Raw genomic sequence first — 21403 nt, 5'->3', positions numbered from 1 at the left:
ATGCTCTGGCTGCCTTGGTTGTGGCGCGGCGCTCAGTCGCGTTGGTTGTCTTGCGCCAGCGCTCGAGCGGCGACCTCACAAAGATAGTGCACCCCGACGGGCAGGATGTCATCGTTGAACTGGTAATGCGGACTATGCAGGTTGCGCCCGCCTTCGACCGGGCCGTTGCCGATCCAGACATAGGCACCGGGCACCTCGGCCAAAAGGAAGGCAAAGTCCTCAGCGGCCATCGAAGGCGGCAGGTCAGTCGCCACGAACTCGGCCCCCGCCACCGTCTCGGCGGCGGCGCGCGCAATCACAGCGGGGCGCGCGGCGTTGACCGTGGCCGGATAGCGGCGGGTGTAATCCAACTCGGCCTCGGCGTGACAGGCAGCGGCGATACCCTTGGCGCGGAACGCCATTTCGGTTTCGAGGAAATCGCGCGTCTCGGGCCGGAACGTGCGCACGGTGCCGCGCAGGGTGACCCGGGCCGGGATCGCGTTCAGCGTGTCGCCACCGAACACCTGGGTGATCGAAATGACCGCCGGGTCGACCGGTGCCACAGCGCGGCTTACCAGAGTCTGCCAGCCAAGCTGAATCTGGGCGGCCAGGGTGATCGCGTCGATCCCTTCGTGCGGCATCGCGCCATGACTGCCACGACCGTTCACCCTGAGTTCGAACGTATCAAACGCCGCCATCACCGGCCCGGTATGCACCGCGAAATGACCGGCGGCGAGGCCGGGCCAATTGTGCATCGAATAGACCTGATCAACCGGAAAGCGGGCAAGAAGGCCGTCTTCCAGCATCACCCGCGCGCCGCCTTCGTTTTCCTCGGCGGGCTGGAAGATGAACACCACGGTGCCCGGCCCGGGCGGGTTGGCAGCCATCGCCCGGGCCGCCCCGAGCAGCATCGTGGTATGGCCGTCGTGTCCGCAGGCATGCATCTTGCCGGGCACCTGCGAAGCGTAGGGCAGACCGGTGGCTTCGGTCACGTCGAGTGCGTCGATATCGGCTCGCAGACCCACCGACCAGCCCGTGCCGTTGCGCAGCACGCCAACCACGCCCGTACCAGCGATGCCTTCATGCACTTCGAGTCCCATCGCGCGCAGTTCGCGGGCGATGAAGGCTGCAGTGCGGTGTTCTTCAAATGCGGTCTCGGGGTGGCTGTGGAGTGAGTGGCGCCAGTCTATGAGTTCGGGGCCCATCGCGCTGATCGCGTCTAGGACGGTCATCGCGCACCTCCCATCCATAAGGCGACGCCAACGCCGAGCGCAAAACCGACGAGCAGCCAGGCCGTTCGGTCGATCAACGGGATACGCTTGGCGACCGGGACGGAAGCCGTTGTTGCGCCCGCCACCGCGCGCGGGGTCGTATCGCCTGCCTTGGTCTCGGCTTCGCCGCTCAGCACCCGGCCAAAACCAGCGAAAAAATCGGCGGCGGTCTTCTTGGCCACGCCTTGAATCAACCGACCACCGACCGAGGCGATCTTGCCCCCGATATCCGCGTCAGCCTCGTACCGCAGCCGTGTGCTCGCGCCTTCGGGCTCAAGCGAAATCCGAGCTTCGCCCTTGGCAAAACCCGCTGGGCCACCCTGGCCCCGGCCCTTTAGCGTGTAGCCATGCGGCGGGTCGAGGTCGGCAAGCTCAACCTTGCCCTTGAAGGTGGCCGAGACGGGACCGACCTTTGTGACCACCGTGGCCGTGAATTCGCGTTCGCCGGTCTGTTCCATGCTTTGGCAACCGGGGATGGCCCGGCGCAGCACCTCGGGGTCGTTCAGCCCCGCCCAGACCGCCTCTGGCGCGGCTAGGATCAGTGCGTCACCCTCGAACCGCATCTCAGGCCTCCGCCAGCTGGGTGTAGAGGCGGTAAAGCGCCTGCGTGCCTTCTTCACCGAACCCATCGGCGACGAGTTTGTCATAGAGCGATTTGGCAAGTCCCAGCCCCGGCAGGTCGAGCCGCATGCGCGCGGCTTCGGCGAGCGCGATGTTCAGGTCCTTCACAAAGTGGTGCACGAAAAACCCCGGGGCATAGTCACCGGACACCATTTTAGGGCCGAGCCCGTTGAGCAGGAAGCTGCCAGCAGCCCCGGTGCCGATCACTTCGATCAGCGCGGTCTGATCGAGTCCGGCGGCGGCAGCGTAGGACAGGCTTTCGCCCACCGCCAGCATGGTCGAGGCAATGGCAATCTGGTTGGCCATCTTGGTGTGCTGGCCCGCCCCTGCCGGGCCCATGTTGACGATCTTGCCGCCCATCAGGTCGAAAATCGGCATCGCCGCACGGTAGGCTTTTTCGTCACCGCCAACCATGATCGCGAGATTTCCCGCCTTTGCCCCGACGTCGCCGCCCGAAACCGGCGCGTCCAGCGCGGCAAGGCCGCGAGCCTCGGCCAGCCGGGCGATACGCGTGGCAAGTTCGGGGCTGGAAGTGGTCATGTCGATCAGGATCGTACCGGGACGGGCGCACTCAACGATGCCACCATTGCCGAGGTAGACTTCTTCAACATCCTTCGGATAGCCGACGATAGTGATCACGATATCGCTGACAGCTGCAACTTCACCCGGTGACGCGGCCCAGGTCGCACCCTTGGCGAGCAGATCGTCAGCCTTGGATTTCGTGCGATTGAAGACCACCAGGTCGTGACCGCCGTCGAGGATATGTCCGGCCATGCTCAGGCCCATGATGCCAAGGCCGATAAATCCGACCGTCTTCTTTTCCGTTGCCATGCTCATGGCCTCTCTTTTCTGGGAATGTCGGGAGCACCTGATCCCGCCGAGCGGATAAGCGCGCGCAGTCGGGGTGGCGTGAAGGGCATCGCCTGTGCGGATACGCCGAGCGGGACGAGCGCGTCATTTACCGCACCGGCGATCACGCCGATGGCCCCCATGATACCACCCTCTGCCATGCCCTTGATGCCTGCCGGGGTTCGTCGGTTGGGCGTGTGCATGGCGATCAATTCTATATTGGGCATCTCCACGGCCGAGGCGATGGTATAGTCGGCCAGCGTGGCGGTCAGGTTTTGCCCGGTCGCGTCGTAGATCACTTCCTCGTAGAGCGCGCCGGAAAGACCCATCGCCACCGCGCCCTGCTGCTGGCCCTGGACCACGATCGGGTTCAGCACCGTGCCGCAATCCTCAGCCACCAGATAGCGGTCAAAGCGGAGCGCACCAGTGGCCCGGTCGATCTCTATCTCGCAGGCATGGGTGGCGTTGGAATAGGTCATTGGTGGCGGGTCATAGGTGAGCGAGGCATCAAGCCCCGGATCAACGCCTTCCGGCAAGTTGGTCGGATCCAGATAGGCGCATTTCGCCACATCGGCCAGCGTGAGCCCGGTGGGTTCCCAAGCGCCGCCGCGCATAAGCTCGACCCGGCCCTCGAAAAGGCGCAGCCCCTCGGTATCATTGATCTGCAGCATACCCGCCGCAATGGCGAGCACCTTGTCGCGCGCTTTCTGGGCGCAAAGGAAAAGCGTCCCGCCGCCAGCGGTGGCACCGCGCCCGCCCCGGCTGCCCATCCCGTAAGGAGCCACGTCGGTATTGCCCATGTGGACATTGACGTCTTCGGCCATCACCCCGAGCCCTTCGGCCACGGCCTGGGCAAGCGGGCTTTCATAGCCCTGTCCCGATCCCATCAATCCGACAGAAGCATTCACCGCCCCGCTCGGTTCAATCCGCACCCAGGCGGCCTCGTGGCCCGAACCGGGAATTCCGGCAGCCTTGTAGAAACCCGACCCGTAGGTCGTGCTTTCCACCACGGAGCAGAAGCCGAGCCCGAGGAGCCGCCCTTCGGCCAGGGCTGCTTTCTGGCGGGCCCGGAATTCCGGTACGCCGACAGCGGCCACCACGGCCTCAAGAGTTTCAAGCGGCGTGATATCCTCAAGCAACTCGCCGGTGGCCATTCGATAGGGCAGATCCGCCGGGCCAAGCGCGTTCACGCGGCGCACATCGAGCGGGTCAAGGCGAAGCGCGTGTGCCACCGCGTCGATCGTACCCTCCATCACCCAAGACGTGATCGCCATCGGCGCGCGCATCGGGCCGTTGCCGCATTTGTTGGTCAGCACCACTTTCACATCAAAAGCATAGTCGGCAATCTTGTAGGGTCCGGTAAGGATCATCGCGATCACCCGGGCCATGTAGTTGGCCGGGTAGAAGCAATAAGCACCGAAATCTTCGGTCAATTTAAGCTCCAGCCCAAGGATGCGGCCATCGGCGCGCACCGCCGCGCGGGTGACGCAACGGGTTTCACGGGCATGGCTTGCCGCAGTCAGGTTTTCCAACCGGTCCTCACGCCAATGTACCGGGCGAGCCAGATGGCGGGCCAAGGCCGCCACGGTGAGTTCTTCGCGGTAAAGCGCAATTTTCTGCCCAAAAGCGCCACCGATATCGGGGCTGATCACAGTCACTTGGTTCTCGGAAAGACCAAGCCGGCTGGCCAGCGCACTGCGCATCGGATGCGGCGCCTGAGTTCCGATATGCATGATCAGATGTTCTCGCCCCCGGTCCCAGTCGGCCAGGCAACCACGGGTTTCCATCGGAGCATGGGTGTGGCGGTGCAGGTCAAACTGCGTTTCCACCACCCGTGCGGCCTCGGTCTGGCGCGCCAAGGGATTGCCAGCGGAAAAGCTCTGGTGCGACACCAGATTGTCGGGCAGCGCGTCATCGACCAGGGCGGCCCCCTCGGCCAGCGCTGCGGCGGCAGAGGTGATCGCGGGCAACACTTCGTATGTCACGTCCACCAACTCGGCGGCGTCTTCGGCGAGGTAGCGGTCGCGCGCCACCACCACCGCCACCGGGTCGCCGTGAAAGCGAACCTTGTCGATCGGCAGCGTTGTCATTTCGACGGGATGAAGGCCCTCGATCGGCGGGGCAAGGCGCAGGTTGGTGGTCCATAGCGCGAGGTCTTTGCCGGTAAACACGCCGACCACCCCGGGCAGCGCGCGCGCCGCTTCGGCATTGATGGCAAGGATACGGGCATGGGCATGCGGGGCACGCACGAAGCTAGCGGTGAGCGTACCCTTCGGCGCGATATCGTCAAGGTAACGGCCCGCGCCGGTAAGGAACCGCGCGTCTTCCTTGCGCGGAAGGGCGCGGCCGATCTGGGTGAAAGGCGCCGCGGTCATGCGCCCGCCCCCCGGCGCATTTCAGCCGCCGCTGCGAGCACCGCTTTCACGATGTTCTGGTAGCCGGTGCAGCGGCAGATATTGCCGGACAGGGCCTCGCGCACCCCGGCTTCATCGGGGTCGGGATTGTCGCGCAGCCAAACCTCGAAGGTCAGCACGATGCCAGGGGTGCAGAACCCGCATTGCAGCCCATGCACTTGGGTGAGTGCGCGCTGCAGCGGAGTCAGTTCGCCGCTCTTCGCCACGGCCTCGATGGTGGTCAACTCGTGACCTTCCATCTGCACCGCATAGGTTAGGCAGGCGCGCGCCGGTGCCCCATCGATCAGGATGGTACAGGCCCCGCAGACACCGTGTTCACAGCCCACATGGGTGCCGGTAAGGCCAAGATCTTCGCGCAGCACGTCGGCCAAGGTCTTGCGCGGTGCCACCACGAGATCGTGCGTCGCACCGTTCACGGTCAGAGAAATGGACACGGGTTCAGTCATGACGGGCTCTCGGTTTTCAGGACGGCGGCGGTCAGGGCGCGCGCGGTCACAGCCTCGACCAACTCGCGGCGGTAATTTGCGGGCACCTGCGGGTCGTCCTCGGGTGTCACGTTGTCGGCGGCTTGGCGCGCGAGGACGGCGATTGTTCCGACATCGGCCGCGAGCCTGCATGCGTCGCGTTCCACTACCGCGAGTCGTTCGGGGACCGGGCCGACGCCGCCCACGCCCAGTCGAAGATTGGAAATCGCGCCGTGGCCATCACGCCGCAGTGTCAGCGCCACGCTTACCAGCGCGAAATCACCGTGGCGGCGGCTGAACATCTCAAAGCCCCAGCCTTCGGCCGGGGCCAGACGGCGAAAGCGCACGGCGGTGACCAACTCGTCGGGGGCAAGATCGACGGTCATGATCGACTGCACGAAATCGACCGCCGGGACCACGCGGGTGGTGCGCGCCGAACGGATCACCACCTCGGCGTCCAAGGTGATCGCAACGAGGGCGTATTGCGCCGCCGGATCAGCATGAACCAAACTGCCGCCCAGAGTACCGCGCTGGCGGATCGCATAGTGACCGATGCTCTGCGCGGCCTTTGCCAGCAGCGGCAGCGCCCGGGCAATCTCGGGGTCGGTCGCCACTCGGTGATGACGGGTAAGCGCGCCGATTTCGACCACCGCATCAGTGACCCGGACAAAATCGAGTTCCAGCAGATCGTTGAGATCGACCACATGTTCGGGCCGGGCAAGGCGCATGTTCATCATTGGCCCCAGGCTCTGACCGCCAGCCAACGGTTTGGCGGTAACCCCGAGGGTCGCCATCAGCCCCAGCGCGTCGTCGAGACAGCCGGGGCGATGGTAGGTGAAGGAGGCAGGTTTCATGTTGGAACAATCACCACAGCAGCGAAGCGCCACTATCCTTGTCGAACAGGTGCAGGCGATTCAGGTCAACCGACAGCGACACGTCGTCGCCCACCTTGTGAGCGAGGTCCTTGCCAACCCGGAAGAACAGCTCGTTGCCATAGAAATCGAAACCCAAGAACTGGTCTGATCCCACCGGCAGCACCGAGTTCACCTTGCCATGGATGGTGGCACCGGGGCCGCCAGCGGCAGCCTCGTCAACATCTTCGGCACGAATGCCAAGGCGGACCTTGCGGCCGTCCTGACCGCTGAGCTTGGCGGTGATCGCTTCCGGCAGGTCAAGCGCCAGCGCTTCGTGAAGGAACTGCGCGCCACCGCCTGCGAACTTCAGTGTGCCATCGATATAGTTGATGGGCGGACTGCCCAGGAAGGAGGCGACGAAGGTGTTTTCCGGTCGTTCGTAGATGTCATCGGGGGTCCCCACCTGCTTTACCACGCCATCCTTCATCACCACGATCCGGTCAGCCAGGGTAAGCGCCTCTGCCTGGTCATGGGTGACGTAGACAAAGGTGGTCTGCATCGACTGGTGAAGTTCCTTGATTTCAGCCCGCATCGAGATGCGCAGCGCCGCGTCGAGATTCGACAATGGCTCGTCCATCAGGAACACCGAGGGTTCGCGCACCATCGCGCGACCCAAAGCCACGCGCTGGCGCTGGCCACCCGAAAGCTGGCTCGGTCGCCGGTCAAGCAAGTGCGTTATTTCCAGCTTTTCGGCGGCCTCGCGCACGCGCTTGTCGATCTCGGCGCGATCAACCTTGCGCATTTGCAGACCGAAAGCGATGTTGTCGAACACGGATTTGTGCGGGTAAAGCGCGTAGCTCTGAAACACCATCGCGACATCGCGTTTGTGTGGCGGTGTGTAGTTGACCAGTTCGTCGTCAAACAGAAGCGCCCCGCCCGAGACGTCTTCGAGTCCCGCGATCATGTTGAGCGTGGTTGACTTGCCGCAACCAGAAGGCCCGAGCAGAACGAGGAATTCCTTGTCCTGAATGTCGAGGGTGAGATTCTGCACGGCATGGAAGCCGTTGGCATACTTCTTCTCGACGTTATTGAAGCGAATGCGCGCCAAGGGAGGGTCCTTTCCTAGCCTTTCACCGCACCGGCGGTGAGGCCGGAAACGATGTAGCGTTCAAAGATCACCGCGACGATGATCGGGGGAACGATGGCCAGAACTCCGGCCGCGTTGATGAAAGAGAAACTGATGGTGAAGTCGGAGGTAAACGCCGCCAGCACGATTGGCAGGGTCTGCGAGGCCGAAGTCTGGGTGAACATCAGCGCCAGCAGGAATTCGTTCCAGCTGGTGAGAAAGGCAAACAGCACCACCGCCACCAATGACGGAAGCGACAGCGGCAGGAACACCCGCACCAGAGCCTGGATTCTCGAACAGCCGTCGACCCGTGCCGCCTTGTCCAACTCGTCGGGCAGACCTTCGAAATATTGCACCAGGATGAACACGGTGAACGGTACGGTGACCGCGAGATAGGTAAGCACCAGCGACCAGATCGAGTCGAGCATGCCCAGATTCTTGATGACCAGAAAGAACGGCACCACCAATGCAATATCGGGAATGACCCGGGTCATCAGGATGAAGTAGATCGACGCATCGCGGCCCATGAACCGGATCTTGGCCAGCGCATAGGCCGCTGGTACGCCGACAAGCAGGTTCAGGATCACCACCAAAGTGGCCACCACGGTAGAGTTCCACATCGCCGGCAGCAGGTTCTTGGCAGTCGAGGGGATGTAGCCGCCCGAGGCCGGGTCCTGCCCGGAGCGGTTTTCGTAAGTGATTTCTTCCTCGTTGCCGGCTGTGAAAATCGCCTCGAAATTGCGCAGCGTTGGATCTTCAGGAATCCAGTGCGGCGGCACCGAAACGATCTCGGCCTCGGTCTGGAATGACGAAGAGACCAGCCAAGCCACCGGTGCCAGCACATAGATGGCGACGACAAGCGCGCCGATCAGGATCGCCAAATTTCGCGAAATACGCGCCAGTTTCTGGCGGCGGCGATAATCGACGGCGGGTTTGTGGATCGTGTCCGTCATGGTCAGACTCTCCGGCCCAGGGTGCGGATGAAAATGTAGGATAGAGCAAAGGTAACCAGCGCCAGAACGTAGGACATCGCCGCGCCGCTGCCGAACGAAAGGTTGCGGAAGGTTTCGACGTAGATGTGCCAACTCAGCACATGACTGGCATCGCCCGGACCGCCTTCGGTGAGGATGAAGAACAGGTCGAAATGGCGGATTGCCATCATCGTCTCGTAGATCATCACCAGAAGGAAACCGGGCTTCATCGCGGGCAAAGTGACGTGGACGAAGCGGCTCCAGACTGTTGCACCATCAACCCGTGCCGCGGCGTAGAGATCCGAGGGGATTGCCTTCAGCGATACCAGAAGTAGGATCGTGGCCAGCGGCACTTCCTTCCAGACGAAAGCGTTGGCAATAAGGTAGATCGTCTTGTTCTGGTCGCCAAGGAAGACCATGTAGCGGCTGATGAAATCCAGTTGAAACAACAGACCGTTGAGCGCGCCGTAACCCGAGTCGTAAATCCATTTCCACATCAAGGCGTTGGCCACATACGGAATGGCCCAGGGCACGAGGATGATGGTGGAGAGCACCCGGCGGAAGCGGAAATCCTGGTTGAGCAGCAGCGACACCAGCAGTGCGATCACCGCGATGGCGCTAACCGAAACGACCGAGAATACCACAGTACGCGCAACCGATGTCCAGAACAGTTCGTTGCCGAACAGGTCGGTGTAGTTGTCGAGCCAAACAAATGGCGTGCGGTTCGGTCGGGTCAGCTTGATACGGAAAAAGCTGAGATAAAGCGAATAGAGGATCGGGAAGACCGCCACCAGCATGAGCACCAGCATCACCGGTGCGAGAAAGATCATGGCGCTGCGTTCTTCATAGCCGAATGCGGCGCGCAGGCGGCTGCGCCCGGGTTGGATATTCACCGTGTCTGTCACGCTGCGTGCCCCGTTTCGTGAATGGTCAGGCCGGCGACGCCGGCGCGTTGGGCCACCCGCCAGCACGAGCGCTGGCGGGTGAGATGAGGATTAGTAGTCTTCCTTGAGTTCGTCCCAAGCGTCGGACGACTTGGCAATTGCCGAAGCGACGTCGGTGTTTCCAAGGATCGCCGACTGCCAAGCCGTGCCGTTGGTCTCGTTCCACTCGCCAAACCACGGTGTGACCACGTCTTTCTGCATCGCCAATGACTGCTGTGCCTTGATCACCTCAACATCGCCGTAGGCATTGTATGCAGCCTTGATTTCAGGGTCGTCAAACAGCGGCTTCACACCGAAGCCTGCGCCGATATCAAGGAACAGCAACTTCTGGAATTTATACGCACCGTCAGATTTTCCACCGAACCACTCGATCAGCTTGGCTGTCGCCTCAGCGCGGATAGGATCTGCCGCGGCTTGGCTCGACATGCCATGAAAGCGCATCCAGCCCACGGTATTGTGGGCACCGTTGCCGCCCTTGGGCATCAGCGTCTGCTGCACGTTTCCAGCAACCTGAGACTGCTCTGGATCGTTCAGCATCCGCAGCCGGTATTTGGCAACCATCGCAAAGGCATGGTTGCCCGAAGCAAACGCCTTCAGACCTGACAATTCGCCAGTTTCAACACAAGCGGGGGACACGATGCCGTGTTTGCTGACGGCGTCGACGACCCATTGCAAGGCCTCCATTGCGCCGTCTTTTTCGCTTGTCATGCTCGACATGCCATTTTCGTCGATGAACCGGCCACCATGCGAAAACACAAGCGTCGACATGAATTCGATCAGCCAGCTTTCCTGAGCCATTGCCAGCATCATCGGATAGTCCGAGATACCCTTTTCCTTCATCACAAGCGACTGCTCGACAACTTCGTCCCAAGTGGTCGGGGGGGCGTCGAACCCAGCCGCCTTCACCTTTTCCTCGTCGTAAAGGAACGCCATATAGTCGGTGTAGTAGGTCAGCCCGTACTGACGACCGTTATACGTCATCGAGTCGTTGCAGAACTCTTCCGCTTCTGAGTTGTACTGTGTCAGGTTCTTGAACCCGTCGACCGGGGCGATCCACCCGGCCTCTACCCATTCCGGCAACCACGCGTCTGACACCCACATCATGTCCAGCGGCGCGCCGCCGACAAACTTGGTGACCATGCCTTCACGGTACTGCGCCCAAGGCGAGTTGCCGTAGTTTACGTTGATGCCGGAGCTGGCGGTGAACGCGTTCAGGTGGCTCTGCACCGTGTCGACCGCAGCCGACCATGTATGCATCGTCAAGTCAGAGGCACCTTGGGCCAGCGCGAGCCGCGGCGCGGCCAGTGCCATCGTACCTGCGGCCGCCGAGGTCCGCAGGAAGTCGCGCCGTCTCATGTGTGAGTTGAAGGGTCGTGACATGTTTTTCTTCCTGTTGGCTATCCGTTCGAGCCGCCCCGCAACACCGCGCTACGGGGACCAACTCGCCGTATGGTCCTTTGACTTCTGTGGCTTGACGTTAGCGAATCGATTTCTTGTCGTCAATTGACGACTTATATCACCACTTGAAACACCTGAACCGCATACGGAACCGGTGCCGCACGCCGCAGGACGCCGGAAAATTCAGCACTTTGAGAAGCGTAAGGGGCGGCGGCGGGCCTAGCGAGCGTCCGAACAGGCTTCGATCATCGGCCCCAGCCCCGCCAGAAAAAGGTGCACATGCATGGCGACGATGGAGGACTCGGGAACCTGCAGGCTCGCTTTGTAGATGTGTCGCCGAATCGCGTAATGCGAAATGCCCCCGTGCAGGGTCCAAGCCATTTCGTGAATCATCGCGCGGTCGTCGGGCAGGGTTACGTCGAGTTCGGCTGCGGCCTCTTTTATCAGCACTTCGAGCAACTGAGTGACGATGCTGGCAATGTAATCCGGCGCCATCGAACTGTCGGCCAGTGACGCGTAGAGAAACAGCCGCATCCACTTGCGGGTGAGCGTGGTGTCCAGATAATCGACGTAAAACGTCGTAATGCGTTGCTCTATTGGAAGACTGCGATCTTGCAGGTCGGCGAACCACTTGCCCTTGAATGCACCGAGGATCTCTTCGCGATAGACCTCGGCAACGATGTTTTCCTTGGTCGGGAAAAACCGATAAAGCAGCCGCTGCGACACTCCCGCGGCTTCGGCCAAGCGACGGGTTGGCCCGGTCAGCCCGTTCTCGGCAAAGAAATCCGAGGCGGTGCTGAGGATCTGCGCGCGCCGATCGGCGTGCGACATGCGCGCTGTGCCACCGGTGGCGGTCGCGGGCTTGTCGCCGGTTCGCCGGGCATTCGCTCTCAACGCGTCGGACTTTGCTCTCAAGATAACACCCCCGCCACAAACCGATCTGGCCTTAGCGTATCAACTCATGAAGGCCAAGGCATCTCCCGTGATTTGAGAGTCTACGCCCGGACAAGTATGTCGTCAATCGACGACTTATGGGTTGCATCGCCAGGAAAACGGGTCTTTAATTTCACAGACAGCACGCCCCGATACCGTTCAATAGCAGGCAGATTCCCATGATCTATGAAAAGCGTACCTACCGGATTACCGCCGGCAAAGCCCCCGAATTTCTGAACATCTACGAGGCCGGGGGCCTGGAGATTATCACCCGCTATGCCAAGTTGATCGGCTGCTGGGTCACCGACAGCGGACCCTTGAACTCGGTGGTGTTCATTTGGGCCTATGACGACTACGCCCACCGCACCGCCCAACGCGCCAAGCTCGGCGCCGACCCGGAATGGCAGGCCTTCGCACCAAAGATCCTGCCCTACCTCGATCACCAGGAGAGCGTATTCCTGCTGCCGACAGCATTCTCGCCGTGCGGCTGAGCAGCCGCCGGCAAAGCCCCCGTTCTGTTCTCCAGTAAACCAGACGGCTTTGCCGGTTTGCTCAACCCCTTGTGTGAGCGGCGCTCGATCCCGGGCAGATCGTAGCCTGTCAGTGATCAGAGTCCTCGGCGGCCGACCTTTTTGCACGGACCAACTGCAACAAGGCCGATGCCCCCTCAGTAGGGCGGGGAGTTCACCCAGACGATACGCGCGGTTGTCGTTCCGATATTGCGATAGCGGTGCGGCAATTCGGAATGAAAGAAGAAAGAGCCGCCCGGACCAACCAGATGGGTCTCGTTGTCGACCGTGATCTCGATATAGCCGTCGATCACGAAGCCCACCTCTTCTCCGTCATGTGAAAGCGCCCCTGCAGACCCACCTCCGGGGGCGACAACATGCAGGTTCGCGTTCAACTGTCGCCCCTGCGCATAGGGAATCAAGCGCTCCAGCAGCGTGTGGCCATCCTTGGTCGCCGCCCCGAGCTCCATCTTGGGCCGCTCACCTTCCTTATACACGAAACAAGACCGCTCCGGCGCATCGACAAAAAGACCCGCGATCGAGGTGTCAAGCTGCATGGCGATACGGGACAAAAGATCGAGGCTTGGCACAACATGGCCGCGCTCAGCTTTTGACAGCATGCTTTCCGAGCACCCTGTCAACGCGCCCAATTGCTTCAAGGTCAGCCCGCTCTTACGGCGCAGGTGGCGCAATTTGTCGCCGAGGTTCGCGGGGGCTTCGGCAGAAACGTCGGGCGTATCGCGCTGGGTGTCTGGCATTTTCGCTCTCCTTGATCGGCGCCGCCGTACTGACTGGTGGGAGATTGCACGAGAATTAAACAACGCGCCGAAACAATGGTCACTACAACTTACTCCGCCCATTTCGTTCTACAATTTTACTTGCCAGACGGTCAAATTGTAATACTGTTCAAGCTCATTCAAGTTTCGTGAAGCACCCCGGAACGAATAGCGTTGAACAATCAGGAGAACACAATGGCTGGATCCAAGTCTATCCGTGGTTTGAATCTTACGCGCCGCGGCCTTCTGGCAAGCACCGGCGCCGCAGCGGTCCTTGCGGGGTTGTCGGTCTTCCCCGGCAAACTTGCTGCACAGGAAAGCCCCGTCAACGGGGGCATCCTGAAGGTTGCCTTCTCCGCCGACCCAGCCGGTTTCGATCCCGCAATGGGGCCATCGGGCATGTCCCACGTCATCATCGAGCAGGTCTATTCCACTCTGATGTCGGTCGACCCTGATGCCCTGCCCTACCCTGATTTGGCCGAAAGCTTCGAGGTCAGCGAAGATGGTCTGACCTATACGTTCAAGCTGCGCGACGGCGTGAAGTTCCACAATGGCGATCCTTTGACGGCGGAGGATGTGAAGTTCACATTCGACCGTCTCAGCGCCGAGGATTCCGGCTATTCCTATAAATCGCAGATCGAGACGATCAAAAGCGTCGATGTTGTTGACCCGCTGACCGTCAAGTTCACGCTGACCGTACCGACCGGTCCCTTCCTTACCTATATGGCCTTCCCCGGATCGTCGATCGTGCCGAAGAAATTGATTGAAAGCGGCCATGACTTGAACGCCCAACCGGTCGGAAGCGGCCCCTTCAAGTTCATCTCCTACCAGCCTCGCTCCATGGTCAAGTTCGAGAAGAACGCGGAGTTCTACGAGGAAGGCAAACCCCATTTCGACGGGATGGAGTTCCACCTGATCCCGGATGTCACAGCGCTTACCAATGCTGTCATCTCGGGCACCGTGCATTTCACCAACGAAGTTCCGCCGAAGGATTGGGCGAGCGTCTCTACCTCTCCAGGCATCGTTGGCGAGACCTTGGAAGGGTCGCGCTATTACTGGCTGTTGATGAACAACACCATCGCTCCCTTGGACAACCCGAAGGTGCGACAGGCCATTGCCTATGCGATCAATCGTCAGGCCATCACGGCCGCGACCTTCTTTGGTCAGGCAAAGCCGCTTCTGGGTGGTGTGATCCCCGAGTGGAACTGGGCCTACCCCGGCATCACCGCGTTCACGCCTCAAGGCGACATCGAAAAAGCCAAGGCGCTTTTGGCCGAGGCCGGTGTGCCCGAGGGTTTCACAACCTCAATGACGATGGCATCTTCCTTCCCCGCGATGGTGGCTATGGCGCCGATCCTGCAGGCCAACCTTGCCGCCATCGGCATCAAGGCGGAAATCAAGACCATGGAAATCCCGCGCTATTGGGACGAGGTCTGGGCACCGAGCGCCTTTGACATAACCACCATGTATTGGGTCAGCCCCCTCGCCGATCCGGATGATTTTGTCTACAATAACTATGCTTCCGGCACCGGCATCAACGTACAGAAGTCGTCCTCTGAAGCGATGGACAAGCTGCTGCGTGATGCGAAATCGGCGACGTCGATCGAAGAACGCAAGGCGCTTTACAAGCAACAACAGGAGTTGGCGCTTGAGGAAATGCCGATTGTGCCGCTGGTCAACGCCTATCTGCTGATCGCCTATACGGACAAGTTGAAGAACTACAAACCGATGCGGACAGGATTCCTCAAAACGCTCAAGGACGCGTGGCTCGAAGGCTGATCGACCGGAAAGAGAATAAAGGGGCCGCCCCAAAGGGCGGCCTCACCCTTTGAATTGGAAAGATGTGTAGCATGGCCCGCTTGGTTCTGACGCGGCTCGGGGCGTTCCTTTTGACATTGTTCGCTGCATCGGCCGTGTTGTTCCTTGCGATCAACGTGATCCCCGGATCGGCGGCGCGATCGGCCTTGGGCATCGACGCAACTCCGCAGGCCATAGCCCGCTTCGAGGCGACGCGGGGGCTGGATCGTCCGTTGGTCGTGCAATATATCGACTGGCTGGGCCAAACCCTGCAGGGGGATCTGGGAACAAGCTTTCAAAGCGCCGTGCCGGTTGGGCCGGAATTGCTGCTGCGTCTTCCAGTGACGTTGGAACTGGCTTTCCTGGCCTTTCTTATCGCCAATCTGATCGCCTTTCCCTTGGGCACCATCGCCGCGGCGCGCCATCGTCGCGGGGCAGATCGGGTGTTTTCAACCTTGGCCTCATTCCTCGGTGCCATGCCGAATTTCTGGCTGGCCACGCTGCTTGTCATGGTTTTTTCCATCAAACTGCGTTGGCTTCCCCCCGGCGGCTTTATCCCTTTTTCCGAAGATTCCGTGCAAAACCTGAAGTTGATGATCATGCCTGCCCTATCGCTTGGCCTTGTATCTTCCGCGCTTTTGCTGCGCATCATGCGGGCATCCATGCTTGAGGTTTTATCACGCGATTACATTCGCACGGCCAAGGCAAAGGGGGCCTCTGAAGTCCTGACCATCAAACGCCATGGTTTGCGAAACGCCGCAATCCCATATTTCAACGTCGCGGCGGTGGAGCTTGGGTTTCTATTTGGCTCGGTCGTCGTCATTGAAGACATTTTCCAGCTCCCAGGCATCGGTTCGCTTGTGCTGGTCGGCATCATCAACCGGGATTATCCGGTGTTGCTGGCGGCGGCGCTGGCGATCACCGTCTTTGTGCTTCTGGCCAATCTGGCCGTCGATCTCTGCGTGGCGCTCTTGGATCCGCGCCGCTCAAAAGGGAGTCAGGCATGAGCGAGGGTTTCGATTTCTATCGCTGGCGCCCGGTCATCTTTGGGGCTGTCATTGTCGGGGCCATCCTGATTTGCGCGATCTTTGCGCCTCTCATCGCGCCCTATTCGCCCTATGATCTTGACTATATGGTCATGCTGCAGGGGCCCAGTGCGACCCATTGGCTCGGCACCGACGAAATCGGGCGCGATATCCTGTCACGGATCATCTATGGCGCTCGGATTTCGATGCAGGTTGCGTTCATTGCTGCCGGTATCGGGCTGATTTTCGGCACGGTCATCGGGGTGACCGCAGCCTATTTCGGTGGCATCACCGACATGATCCTGATGCGCTTCATGGAGCTGCTATTCTCGTTTCCCGCCATTTTGTTGGCGGTGGTTCTGATGGCAAGCCTTGGCACATCGGTGCTGAACGCGATGATCGCCATCGGCATCGTGTTTATTCCGGGCTTTTCCCGCTTGGCCCGCGCCGCGACCGAGGTTGTTCTGCGTGAGCAATATGTTGAATCGGCGCGCGCCATCGGGATGAGCCATGCCCGGATCCTGTTTCGGGAAATCACGCCAAATATCGTGGCCCCCCTGCTGGTCGAGGCGGCGATTGCCTTTTCCTATGCGATCTTGCTGGAATCAGCTTTGTCTTTTCTTGGGCTTGGGGCGCAGCCGCCCGAACCGACATGGGGCAACATGCTGAACACCGGGCGCGGGTTCATGGCGCAATCCGCGATCATGAGCATTGCACCCGGCATGGCAATCTTTCTGACCGTCATCGGCTTCAACCTTATCGGGGACGGCCTGCGCGACGCGCTTGATCCGCATATGAAGGACTGAGATGGCAAGCCAAGTTTCATCAGACCCCCGGGTTCACGACAAACCCGACACCGTAGCGTCCCTTTCAGTCGAGGGGCTAAGCATCGAATTCTCGCGTCGTCGCGTCTGGACCCCTGTGGTCCATGACGTGTCGATGCGCGTGATGCCGGGAGAGATCGTCGGGGTGATCGGCGAGTCCGGTTCCGGCAAGACCCTGAGTTCACTTGCAGCCTTACGACTGTTGCCAAAGCAGGCGCGTGTGGCCTCCGGAAGGGTGCGGCTGGGAGATGTCGACATTCTGACGCAAAGCGAATCCCAGATGCGTAACCTGCGCGGCAACCGGATGGCGCTGATCCCGCAAGATGCGATGCAGGCGCTGAACCCGACGATGCGGGTGGGATTGCAAGTGGCCGAACCCATTTCCCTACACAGCGGCCAGCGATTGAAATCTGTGGCAGGTGTCGCCGCGAAGCTGTTGGAAACGGTGGGGATCGCCCGCCCTGAACAGCAAGCCCGTGCCTTTCCGCATCAGTTTTCAGGCGGCATGCAACAACGCGCCATGATTGCGATGGGCCTTGCCCTTGCGCCAGGCCTGCTGATCGCTGACGAGCCGACCACCGCGCTGGATGTCACGGTGCAAGCGCAGGTTCTGAACCTTTTGCGCGACATCCGCGACACGCGCGGCACCTCCATCATGTTCATCACCCATGATCTTGGCGTCGTGGCAGAGCTTTGTGACTGGGTTTACGTCATGCGCCATGGCCGGATCGTCGAGCAGGGCTCGGTGCGGCGGATCTTTATGGACCCGCAAGAGGAGTATACAAAGATGTTGCTGGCAGCGACGCCCAGCATTCACGGCCCGCGCCGTAAAGGGGGCGTGTAATGTCGCAGGACCTGATCCGAATTCGGGCCGTCAGCAAGGAATTTGGAGCCACGGGCTGGTTCAAGAAACCTGTCGGCGTCAAAGCCGTGGACGGCGTGACACTTGCGGTGAAACGCGGGCAGACACTTGGCATCGTTGGTGAATCCGGCTCGGGAAAATCCACACTGTTGCGCATGGCGCTACGCTTGATAAAGCCAAGCTCTGGCACAGTTGAGATTGATGGGCAGGATATCTGGACCTTACAAGGTGCCGAGTTGAAGGCGTTCCGGCGCAAGGTCCAGCCAATCTTTCAGAACCCCGCCTCCTCGTTCAACCCGCGCCAAAGCATCGGCCAGATCCTTGTTGCGCCGCTTGAGGTTCATGGCATCGGCGACCGGGATAGCAGGCGGGCCAAGGTGGCCGCACTCCTTGAGCGCGTCGGACTGCCGAAAGACGCAATCGACCGGCATCCGCACCAGCTTTCGGGCGGGCAAAAACAGCGCATCGCAATCGCGCGGGCAGTGATATTACAGCCCGAGGCGGTGCTCGCGGACGAACCAACCTCGGCACTGGATGTGTCGGTGCAGGCGCAGGTGCTGGACCTGTTCGATGACATCAGGCGTGATTTGGGCCTGACCGCGATCTTTGTCAGCCATAACCTCGCTGTGATCCGACAGGTCAGTGATCAGATTGCAGTCATGCGCCACGGCAGTGTCGTAGAATATGGCGAGGCGGATCAAGTTTTTGGCGATCCGCAGCACGAGTACACCAAAACCCTGATCGCGGCGGTCCCTGACCACCGCAAACTGATGCGCGCCCTCTGAAACCAAGGAGACATAGAATGTTCCAATTCAACACCTTTTCAATCGCGGCCCGTTGTCCCCGGACCGGTATGTTGGGCGTAGCGGTATCGACCGCAGTTCCGGCCGTGGGCGGCCTTTGCAGTTACATCAAGGAAGGTGTTGGCGCGATAGCGACACAATCCTGGGTCAATCCCTACCTTGGGATTGATGGCCTCAAGCTGTTGGAAGAAGGATTGAGCGCACAGGACACACTGACACGCTTGCTGGCCGATGATACGGGCCGTGATGACCGTCAGATTGGTATCGTCGATGGGCAGGGGCGCACTGCGGTCCACACGGGTGCAAGCTGTGTGGATTGGGCAGGCCATATCGTTGGCGATGGCTTTACGGTACAGGGCAATATGCTGATCGGGGCCGCAACGATTGAGGCGATGGCGGCTGCCGCAAAGGCCAGCGAAGCCTTTGACCTGCCCGAGCGGTTGATGTTGGTGCTGGAAGCCGGACAAGCGGCGGGCGGCGACAAGCGGGGCAAACAATCCGCCGCGCTCAAGGTCTTCAACCGCGAGGCATACCCTTGGTTGGACGTCCGTGTCGACGAACACCGCAATCCCGTCGCTGAATTGCGACGGATCTTCGAAATCGCAAAGCACCAGCTTTTGACCTTCACCAAAGGCATGCCGACACGCGCCAATCCGCTTGCCGAGTTGCCATCCGGGGTAACGTCGATGCTAATGACGCCGCCGCCCTATCGTCCTGGTGGTTCTGGCGGGCTTTGACTTCCAACCGCTTCTACCTCTTTGACGGCGCCCCAAAGGCTTTGAAACAATGACACCCACCGAACGTATTCTCCGCGATCTGGTCGCCTTCGATACGACCAGCGCCAAATCCAACTTGGAATTGATGGCCTATGTTCAGGACTATCTTTCCTCTTTTGGTATCGCCTCGCGCCTGATCCATGACGCAACTGGAAACAAGGCGAACCTTTGGGCGACCGTCGGCCCCGACCGGGATGGCGGCCTGGTGTTGAATGGCCATACCGACTGTGTGCCCGTGGTGGGCGAGGTGTGGCAGTCTGATCCGTTCACCCTGACTAATCGCGACGGAAAACTTTTTGGCCGAGGCTCGGCGGATATGAAGGGCTTCGTAGCGGCGTCGCTGGCGGCTGTGCCGGAACTGATCGCGATGAATCTGGAGCGCCCCGTACATCTTGCGCTGTCACATGACGAAGAAATCGGGTGCATCGGTGTGCGAACGCTTCTGCGTGACCTCTCTGATCGGGGTCAAAAGCCAGCTATGTGCATCGTCGGGGAACCGACGCTGATGCAGGTCGTCACCGGCCATAAAGGCGGGCGCGCCTATCGCTGCCATTTCACCGGTCACGCAGTACATTCCAGCCTTGCGCCGCAAGGTCAGAACGCCATTGAATCTGCGGCAGCGTTGGTCATGTTCCTGAAGGGCGTCGCGGCGGACCTGGCGGCTGGCCCAAGCGACGCTGATTTCGACCTTGTCCATTCGACCCTGTCCGTCGGTATGATCCAAGGCGGGACCGCTATTAACATCGTCCCGGCCGATGCCACCGTCACCTTTGAGTTCAGGAACCTACTGGAAGTCGACCAGCAAGAGATCTTTGATCGCATTGAAGGCGAAGTTTTCAGCCGCATCCTTCCCGAAGCCCAACAGCGCTTTCCGGGGGCTTCGGCAACCTTCGAGCAGATCTATGAATACCCGGCCCATGCAATCAACGCAAACGCGCCACTGGTGAGCGCGATGAAGCATATCGTCGGGCGCAACGATCACAGCAAGGTGGCTTTCGGGGCCGAAGCAGGTCTGTTCTTGCGCGAACTTGGCCTTCCGACTGTGCTTTGCGGGCCGGGTTCAATCTCCGTCGCGCATCGGCCTGACGAATATGTGGAACGCAGTCAACTTGCCAAGGCGGATGCAATGCTCCGGCGCGCTGCGCAGGAGTTCTGCAAATAGGAGAAGGAACGACCTTGTGTCAGCGGCGAATGAAAAGCCAGCAACATGGCGGCGCAAAACCAGACCAGCGGCGCATTGGCCCGCAGGGCGAGAAGCGCGCGAAGGAAGCGCCACCTTCTCGGCGATGCATGCATCGCCTGCCGGTCAATGGGTTGATCCGCGTAAAGCGTAAGCTCAATTCTGTCGATGTGGTCGATACCTAGGCTGATCTGTTCATCCTGCGAGGGCTCCTGACAATCCCAGCAGAGGTGCAAGACATCACTTGGAAAGCGCGGACACGCCTGACGACGCGGTATCGCAAGCTCGTCCAGCGCGGAAAGAAGTCGACGGATGTGACCACCGCCATTGCGCGTGAGATGGCAGCTTTCATATGGGATACAGTACGCTGAGCCATGCCTGCCGGCTGACCATCACCTTCGTGCGCTCAATGGCATGCACGGGATCAACGGCAGGGGAATATCCGACAATCGCTTTGTGGCCAACCTCCGGTTGATACCCGCCGCAAGATAGGAATAGCCCCGAGACGCATATTCGGTCCTACGGTATCCAGCCCACGCATCAGAGCTTGTTCACTGACGTCTTCAGACTTCGCGCCCACCTTTGGGCGTCCAGATTGCAATAAACGCTTCAGCGCCCCCATTTGAGTGCAAAAATACTTGAAAAAGGACATCAGAGCATTGCTCAGGCCTCACACCTGCCGTTCCGCAAACAAGAAAACGATGCCGGGTATCAGTTCAGCTGGCGGGCTGCAGCGTTTCATCTCGGATCACTTCGCAACCTGCAACTGCTTTTCCGTCGCGCACGCCGCCGAAACGCCCAGGCCATCATGACCACCGGATGGAAGCTATTGGCGCTTGGAAAGCGGCGTCCGGCACCACTTGAAGCGACCATCAATCTGGGACACCGATCCTCTTTCGTTGACGTGACAACGCCTTGCCGCCGAACCATCCGACCCGCTGACACGCTGACGACTGCAGACACCCCGAGAGACCCGCTGACAGGTGCTGACGACCCGCTGTGGTGAGGGCTGGCGGCACAGCGGGGA

General features: G+C 60.6%; 21 protein-coding genes and 1 pseudogene. 10 read left to right on the top strand and 12 right to left on the bottom strand.

The window, feature by feature from the left end:
* Nucleotides 1-32: 32 nt before the first annotated feature.
* From E1B25_RS18655 to E1B25_RS18605, 11 genes are all read right to left on the bottom strand, one after another.
* Nucleotides 33-1211 (bottom strand): M20 aminoacylase family protein, encoded by a 1179-nt coding sequence (locus tag E1B25_RS18655; RefSeq protein WP_132831100.1) that lies wholly within the window; start codon nt 1209-1211, stop codon nt 33-35.
* The gene (locus E1B25_RS18650) at nt 1208-1813 is read right to left on the bottom strand and encodes an SRPBCC family protein (protein WP_132831099.1); all 606 of its coding nucleotides are present in this window, start codon (nt 1811-1813) and stop codon (nt 1208-1210) included. Before E1B25_RS18650 ends, E1B25_RS18655 begins: the two co-directional genes overlap by 4 nt.
* Nucleotide 1814: 1 nt before the next feature.
* Complete coding sequence (locus E1B25_RS18645; RefSeq protein ID WP_132831098.1) at nt 1815-2708, bottom strand: NAD(P)-dependent oxidoreductase; 894 nt, start codon at nt 2706-2708, stop codon at nt 1815-1817.
* Nucleotides 2705-5095 (bottom strand): xanthine dehydrogenase family protein molybdopterin-binding subunit, encoded by a 2391-nt coding sequence (locus E1B25_RS18640; RefSeq protein WP_132831097.1) that lies wholly within the window; start codon nt 5093-5095, stop codon nt 2705-2707. The genes E1B25_RS18645 and E1B25_RS18640 overlap by 4 nt, the downstream gene beginning before the upstream one ends.
* Complete coding sequence (locus E1B25_RS18635) at nt 5092-5580, bottom strand: (2Fe-2S)-binding protein (protein ID WP_132831096.1); 489 nt, start codon at nt 5578-5580, stop codon at nt 5092-5094. The genes E1B25_RS18640 and E1B25_RS18635 overlap by 4 nt, the downstream gene beginning before the upstream one ends.
* Nucleotides 5577-6452: an FAD binding domain-containing protein gene (locus E1B25_RS18630; protein WP_132831095.1), complete on the bottom strand. Its 876-nt coding sequence runs from the start codon at nt 6450-6452 to the stop codon at nt 5577-5579. Before E1B25_RS18630 ends, E1B25_RS18635 begins: the two co-directional genes overlap by 4 nt.
* A 10-nt stretch (nt 6453-6462) precedes the next feature.
* A complete protein-coding gene (locus tag E1B25_RS18625) occupies nt 6463-7560 on the bottom strand; it encodes an ABC transporter ATP-binding protein (RefSeq protein WP_132831094.1) in 1098 nt (365 codons plus the stop codon).
* A gap of 14 nt (nt 7561-7574) precedes the next feature.
* The gene (locus tag E1B25_RS18620; protein WP_132831093.1) at nt 7575-8531 is read right to left on the bottom strand and encodes a carbohydrate ABC transporter permease; all 957 of its coding nucleotides are present in this window, start codon (nt 8529-8531) and stop codon (nt 7575-7577) included.
* Nucleotides 8532-8533: 2 nt separating this feature from the next.
* Nucleotides 8534-9454 (bottom strand): carbohydrate ABC transporter permease, encoded by a 921-nt coding sequence (locus tag E1B25_RS18615; protein ID WP_206338584.1) that lies wholly within the window; start codon nt 9452-9454, stop codon nt 8534-8536.
* 90 nt (nt 9455-9544) lie between these two features.
* A complete protein-coding gene (locus E1B25_RS18610; RefSeq protein ID WP_132831092.1) occupies nt 9545-10873 on the bottom strand; it encodes an extracellular solute-binding protein in 1329 nt (442 codons plus the stop codon).
* Between the two features lie 237 nt (nt 10874-11110).
* Nucleotides 11111-11722: a TetR/AcrR family transcriptional regulator gene (locus E1B25_RS18605; RefSeq protein WP_132831091.1), complete on the bottom strand. Its 612-nt coding sequence runs from the start codon at nt 11720-11722 to the stop codon at nt 11111-11113.
* A 281-nt stretch (nt 11723-12003) separates the two neighbouring features.
* Here E1B25_RS18605 and E1B25_RS18600 point away from each other — a divergent pair, with 281 nt between their 5' ends.
* Nucleotides 12004-12315 carry an NIPSNAP family protein gene (locus E1B25_RS18600; protein ID WP_132831090.1) on the top strand — a complete coding sequence of 104 codons (312 nt, stop codon included), beginning with the start codon at nt 12004-12006 and terminating at the stop codon, nt 12313-12315.
* 176 nt (nt 12316-12491) lie between these two features.
* Here E1B25_RS18600 and E1B25_RS18595 read toward each other — a convergent pair whose 3' ends face one another.
* Entirely contained in the window at nt 12492-13091 is a 600-nt protein-coding gene (locus tag E1B25_RS18595; RefSeq protein WP_165937677.1) for a helix-turn-helix domain-containing protein, read from the bottom strand.
* Nucleotides 13092-13283: 192 nt separating this feature from the next.
* Here E1B25_RS18595 and E1B25_RS18590 point away from each other — a divergent pair, with 192 nt between their 5' ends.
* The 9 genes and pseudogenes from E1B25_RS18590 to E1B25_RS18550 all read left to right on the top strand — a co-directional run bounded on the left by E1B25_RS18590 (nt 13284) and on the right by E1B25_RS18550 (nt 21382).
* Nucleotides 13284-14888 (top strand): ABC transporter substrate-binding protein, encoded by a 1605-nt coding sequence (locus E1B25_RS18590; RefSeq protein ID WP_132831088.1) that lies wholly within the window; start codon nt 13284-13286, stop codon nt 14886-14888.
* Between the two features lie 62 nt (nt 14889-14950).
* Entirely contained in the window at nt 14951-15913 is a 963-nt protein-coding gene (locus E1B25_RS18585) for an ABC transporter permease (protein ID WP_132831087.1), read from the top strand.
* Nucleotides 15910-16737, top strand: a complete 828-nt coding sequence (locus E1B25_RS18580) for an ABC transporter permease (protein ID WP_132831086.1) — start codon at nt 15910-15912, stop codon at nt 16735-16737. Before E1B25_RS18585 ends, E1B25_RS18580 begins: the two co-directional genes overlap by 4 nt.
* 1 nt (nt 16738) lies before the next feature.
* On the top strand, nt 16739-17599 hold the full coding sequence (locus E1B25_RS18575) for an ABC transporter ATP-binding protein (RefSeq protein ID WP_132831085.1): 861 nt from the start codon (nt 16739-16741) through the stop codon (nt 17597-17599).
* Nucleotides 17599-18402 (top strand): ATP-binding cassette domain-containing protein, encoded by an 804-nt coding sequence (locus E1B25_RS18570; RefSeq protein ID WP_132831084.1) that lies wholly within the window; start codon nt 17599-17601, stop codon nt 18400-18402. The genes E1B25_RS18575 and E1B25_RS18570 overlap by 1 nt, the downstream gene beginning before the upstream one ends.
* 17 nt (nt 18403-18419) lie before the next feature.
* Nucleotides 18420-19157 carry a DUF1028 domain-containing protein gene (locus E1B25_RS18565; RefSeq protein ID WP_132831083.1) on the top strand — a complete coding sequence of 246 codons (738 nt, stop codon included), beginning with the start codon at nt 18420-18422 and terminating at the stop codon, nt 19155-19157.
* A gap of 49 nt (nt 19158-19206) precedes the next feature.
* The gene (argE, locus tag E1B25_RS18560) at nt 19207-20358 is read left to right on the top strand and encodes an acetylornithine deacetylase (RefSeq protein ID WP_132831082.1); all 1152 of its coding nucleotides are present in this window, start codon (nt 19207-19209) and stop codon (nt 20356-20358) included.
* Nucleotides 20359-20612: 254 nt separating this feature from the next.
* Nucleotides 20613-20747 (top strand): annotated as a pseudogene (locus E1B25_RS22615) (IS110 family transposase); the annotation flags it as partial.
* A 251-nt stretch (nt 20748-20998) separates the two neighbouring features.
* Nucleotides 20999-21382 carry a hypothetical protein gene (locus tag E1B25_RS18550; RefSeq protein ID WP_132831081.1) on the top strand — a complete coding sequence of 128 codons (384 nt, stop codon included), beginning with the start codon at nt 20999-21001 and terminating at the stop codon, nt 21380-21382.
* The last annotated feature ends 21 nt before the right edge of the window (nt 21383-21403 follow it).

Source organism: Antarcticimicrobium sediminis, from assembly GCF_004348975.1.
In the GTDB taxonomy this organism is placed as follows: Bacteria; Pseudomonadota; Alphaproteobacteria; order Rhodobacterales; family Rhodobacteraceae; genus Antarcticimicrobium; species Antarcticimicrobium sediminis.
Note: the sequence above shows the minus strand (reverse complement) of the source record. Positions and strands in the feature narration are given on the sequence as shown.

Bases quoted from the DNA above. Each gene is read 5' to 3' on its own strand.
- E1B25_RS18655 (WP_132831100.1), bottom strand. From the start codon at position 1,211: ATGACCGTCCTAGACGCGATCAGCGCGATGGGCCCCGAACTCATAGAC.
- E1B25_RS18650 (WP_132831099.1), bottom strand. From the start codon at position 1,813: ATGCGGTTCGAGGGTGACGCACTGATCCTAGCCGCGCCAGAGGCGGTC.
- E1B25_RS18645 (WP_132831098.1), bottom strand. From the start codon at position 2,708: ATGAGCATGGCAACGGAAAAGAAGACGGTCGGATTTATCGGCCTTGGC.
- E1B25_RS18640 (WP_132831097.1), bottom strand. From the start codon at position 5,095: ATGACCGCGGCGCCTTTCACCCAGATCGGCCGCGCCCTTCCGCGCAAG.
- E1B25_RS18635 (WP_132831096.1), bottom strand. From the start codon at position 5,580: ATGACTGAACCCGTGTCCATTTCTCTGACCGTGAACGGTGCGACGCAC.
- E1B25_RS18630 (WP_132831095.1), bottom strand. From the start codon at position 6,452: ATGAAACCTGCCTCCTTCACCTACCATCGCCCCGGCTGTCTCGACGAC.
- E1B25_RS18620 (WP_132831093.1), bottom strand. From the start codon at position 8,531: ATGACGGACACGATCCACAAACCCGCCGTCGATTATCGCCGCCGCCAG.
- E1B25_RS18610 (WP_132831092.1), bottom strand. From the start codon at position 10,873: ATGTCACGACCCTTCAACTCACACATGAGACGGCGCGACTTCCTGCGG.
- E1B25_RS18605 (WP_132831091.1), bottom strand. From the start codon at position 11,722: ATGTCGCACGCCGATCGGCGCGCGCAGATCCTCAGCACCGCCTCGGAT.
- E1B25_RS18600 (WP_132831090.1), top strand. From the start codon at position 12,004: ATGATCTATGAAAAGCGTACCTACCGGATTACCGCCGGCAAAGCCCCC.
- E1B25_RS18595 (WP_165937677.1), bottom strand. From the start codon at position 13,091: ATGCCAGACACCCAGCGCGATACGCCCGACGTTTCTGCCGAAGCCCCC.
- E1B25_RS18585 (WP_132831087.1), top strand. From the start codon at position 14,951: ATGTGTAGCATGGCCCGCTTGGTTCTGACGCGGCTCGGGGCGTTCCTT.
- E1B25_RS18580 (WP_132831086.1), top strand. From the start codon at position 15,910: ATGAGCGAGGGTTTCGATTTCTATCGCTGGCGCCCGGTCATCTTTGGG.
- E1B25_RS18575 (WP_132831085.1), top strand. From the start codon at position 16,739: ATGGCAAGCCAAGTTTCATCAGACCCCCGGGTTCACGACAAACCCGAC.
- E1B25_RS18570 (WP_132831084.1), top strand. From the start codon at position 17,599: ATGTCGCAGGACCTGATCCGAATTCGGGCCGTCAGCAAGGAATTTGGA.
- E1B25_RS18565 (WP_132831083.1), top strand. From the start codon at position 18,420: ATGTTCCAATTCAACACCTTTTCAATCGCGGCCCGTTGTCCCCGGACC.
- argE (WP_132831082.1), top strand. From the start codon at position 19,207: ATGACACCCACCGAACGTATTCTCCGCGATCTGGTCGCCTTCGATACG.